Source organism: Ruegeria sp. (assembly GCF_028066395.1).
Classification (GTDB): Bacteria; Pseudomonadota; Alphaproteobacteria; order Rhodobacterales; family Rhodobacteraceae; genus Ruegeria.
In genome coordinates this window covers 109,912-113,266 of the sequence record NZ_JALCBM010000004.1, presented here as the reverse complement: position 1 = coordinate 113,266, position 3,355 = coordinate 109,912, and the positions used below count along the sequence as shown (strand labels likewise).

Here is a 3,355-nt window from a genome sequence, read left to right as displayed (position 1 = left end):
GCAATCCGGCAGGTCGCATCGGTCGAGCCGCTGTCCACGACGACGACCCTGTCAGCCACCGGCTGGACCGAGGCGATGGCGCGTGCAATGTGCAGCGCCTCGTTGCGGGTCAGGATGATAACGGTCAGCATTCGGACAGCGCACGCGCCGGATTGCCGACAACCGTCCGCCCTCCGGGCACCGATTTCATCACCACCGCCCGCGCGCCGACGATTGCCCCCTGACCGACTGTCACACCGGACCCGATGAAAGCCTCAGCCGCGACCCAGCTGTCTGGTCCAATATGAATAGGCGGCGTCAGCAAAGGCCGGTCGGCTCGGCGATGGTCATGCGTCCCCGCGCATAGATGCGCACCCTGCGAGATTGTGGCTCGGGTCCCGATCTCAATCCGGCCCAAAGCATAGAGGATGGCCCGATCCCCCACCGCGCATTCCGTACCCAGTGTCAGGTTCCACGGCATGGTGATCCGAACTGTCGGGTAAATATGCGCTTGCGCCCCGACGGACGCGCCGAACCGGCGCAGCAGCCACCGTCGCCAGCCCCAAAGGGGACGCGGGCTGAGGCGGAACAACGGCGTGGCGAAAGCCCACAGAACCCGGGCCATCTGAAGATGGCGAGGGTATTTGCGTGCTGCGCGGTTGGCCGAGATATCGGTCACAACAGGCTTTCGTAGAACTCCAGCATCCGCACCGCGCGCGGAGCCCATCCGTGGTGGCTCTGCACATAGGCGCGAGCTTTTTCGCGCTTGTCCGGGGCAGGGGGTTGGGTCAGAGCCTGCGCCAATGCCTCTGCCGTTCGGGGCGCGCGCAATGCGGCCCGGGCCTGTACCGGGCCATCGGTGATTGAGCCCTCGGTTGCGATCAAAAGCCCTCCGGCAGCCATGGCTTCCAGCGCCGCGTTTGAGTTGTTTTCGAACTCTGACGACATCACCACCGCGTCCGCCGCCCGCAACCACTGGTGTTTGATTTCGGAATAGACCGGCCCGTGGCAGTGGACCCGGTCGGCAATGCCCAGATCATCGGCAAGGTTTTGCAGCCGCGCGGTGTCTCCGCCATCCGGCCCCACCAGATGCAGCCGCGCTGCCACACCCCGGTCCAGCAACAGGCTCAAGGCTCTGACCTGCAGGTCGATCCCCTTGATCCGGGCGATCCGGCCCAGAAACACAAGGTTCTTTTCCCGCGCCGCCTGTCCGAACAACTGTGAGCGTAGTGCGGCTTGCGGGCTACCCAGCGCAGGCAGATCAACCCCATTGTCGATGATGACCGAAGGCCGCCCCAAGGTGCCGAAACTGGCTTTTGCCTCGGCCTTCGTCTGAAAATGAAACCCCGACACACCCGCCAATTGTCGCCGCCCGCCCAGCGCCGCGAATACCGCCTTAGCCCGCCCCGAAGACTGCGCCATCGCTTGCCTCTGCAAACTGCCGCGCGGGGACAGAACCGCGGGTTTTCCGGCCCGCCGCGCCAGTGCAATCATGACCGAAGCAAAACCGTTCCAATAGGAATGCACATGCACCACATCTGCGCATCGGACCACCTGTGCCATGCGGACAATCGCGCCGGGGGCGGGACACCAGAACCGGCGGTTGACATGGCGCATGTCGTGCCGATTCACCCGTGCGCCCAGATCAGGTTCTTGCCGATCCCGTCCGCAGATCAGCCCCACCTTTCCCGGCGCGCAGTTGGACATGGCGGTGATCAACCCGGCAACGCTCTGACTGGGGCCGCCGTGATGCAGGGCGATTGAGGGGATGGCATGCAGCACATTCAGAACACGCGCGGATGCTTGCGGGGCGCTTTGGTGTTTCACGGCAGTCCCAGCATTTCCGCAAGGTGAGGATCGGCCCCCAGCATATTCAGCCGCTGCAATTCGGTCTGTATCAGACTGTTGGCCTCGGTCGAGAACCAGTTGAACCTGCGTGCAGTGTCCGGGGTGGATGTGGTTGGCGCCCTCCGACCCGACGGTCGATTGGCCACAAGCGCCGCCAGCCGGGGGCGATCGCAATGCCCGTCGATCCGCCCAATGCGCTGCGCCAGTTCGTCGGTCATGGCGTCAGGATCGGCGGTATAGGTCAGGATCGCCTTGGCCCCGTATCGTGAAACGGCGCGGGCGATGTGATCCGCCCAGGGGCAGGGGGCCTCGTACGGGCGATTGAGTTCGGCTTGCAGAAAGTCCGTGAACCGCGCCCGGTCCTGTGGGGTGGGGCATGTGATGCCATAGCGTTTGACGAAGAGGGACGGGAACAGTTGAAACGGTGAGCGCACCATGTAGAACACCCGCTGCATTCCGCCCAGCCGCAGGTCATGGCCATGCAAGACCTGAGGGTAGAATTGCGGCCAGCCGTAGTGTCTGGGCACGGGCAGGTCGTAATAACCCGCCAATACTGCGCTGATCCACGACGTGCCGGACCGAGGATAGCCGCATACGGCCACCGAATGCCCGCGCCCCAGCGACGCGCAATAGGCCCGCGTGGCGTGGCTCGACACCCCGCGCGCCAGCCATTGCAACCGCCCTTTTCTGGCGTCGCGGACGGGGCGGATCACCACGCCCGTTGCCCCTGAACCCGTCGCAGGGTGGCATGCAGAATGGCGCGCGCCAGCAGCAGCACGACGGGCAGGGTCAGCATCCGGTTCACCGCCTGCACCCCGTAATACATCGTGTAAAAGCTGGACGCCGCCACCAGCAGGACCAGCGTGACCGTCACCGTGTCCTCTGAGCGTTGCGCCAGCCGGTCCAGCCAGGCGGCCAGTGCCCCGAAATAGGTGGCGATCAGGATCAGGGCAGGGACCCCTCCGACAAAGTAGAGCTCGGCCGGGACGAAGAACCCGCCGCCATGTACGACGAATTCCGACAGCATGAGCGGGCCGTTATAGAGCGTCGCGCCAAGCCCGCGCAAAAGGCCCGAGGGGATGACCTGCACCCATAGGGTTGCGAGGAACTCGGCGGCACTGCCTGTGAAGGTCTGATAGCCCGACAAGTGGATCGAGATCGCGTGGAACATATGGGCGACCGATTGCGGCAGCAGATCGATCTCGGCCAGATAGTTGCCTTGCGCCGAAGGTGTCTGCATCCCCCACGAACGCAGATACGAGATCTGATCGAGCGCGATCAGCAACACAGCCGCAAGCACTCCGGTGCGCAGAACGTCGCGCCAGCCTATGCGGGGCAGGCGGGCGAGGTGGAACCCGTAGGCGCCAACCAGCAGGAACAGCAGCGATCCGCGATCTCCGGCCAGAAGGTAGTGGAGGACGATCAGCCAGAAAATGGTGCCCGCAAGCCTGCGATGCCGCCCGGTTTCACGCGCCCGGTTGAAGCCGATCAGAAGCAGCAGATTGGCCGCCGCGCCTGCTCCGCCCAG

The 3,355-nt window shown here is 64.7% G+C and carries 4 protein-coding genes; all 4 read right to left on the bottom strand.

The window, feature by feature from the left end; genetic code table 11:
• Positions 1-124: 124 nt before the first annotated feature.
• Positions 125-658 carry an acetyltransferase gene (locus MPJ51_RS02665; protein WP_298381462.1) on the bottom strand — a complete coding sequence of 178 codons (534 nt, stop codon included), beginning with the start codon at positions 656-658 and terminating at the stop codon, positions 125-127.
• Positions 655-1,806 (bottom strand): glycosyltransferase, encoded by a 1,152-nt coding sequence (locus MPJ51_RS02660; RefSeq protein ID WP_298381461.1) that lies wholly within the window; start codon positions 1,804-1,806, stop codon positions 655-657. Before MPJ51_RS02660 ends, MPJ51_RS02665 begins: the two co-directional genes overlap by 4 nt.
• Complete coding sequence (locus tag MPJ51_RS02655) at positions 1,803-2,543, bottom strand: hypothetical protein (protein ID WP_298381459.1); 741 nt, start codon at positions 2,541-2,543, stop codon at positions 1,803-1,805. The genes MPJ51_RS02660 and MPJ51_RS02655 overlap by 4 nt, the downstream gene beginning before the upstream one ends.
• Positions 2,537-3,355, bottom strand: an 819-nt coding sequence (locus tag MPJ51_RS02650; protein WP_298381457.1) for a hypothetical protein, incomplete at its 5' end; no start/stop codon positions are given. The genes MPJ51_RS02655 and MPJ51_RS02650, both read right to left, overlap by 7 nt.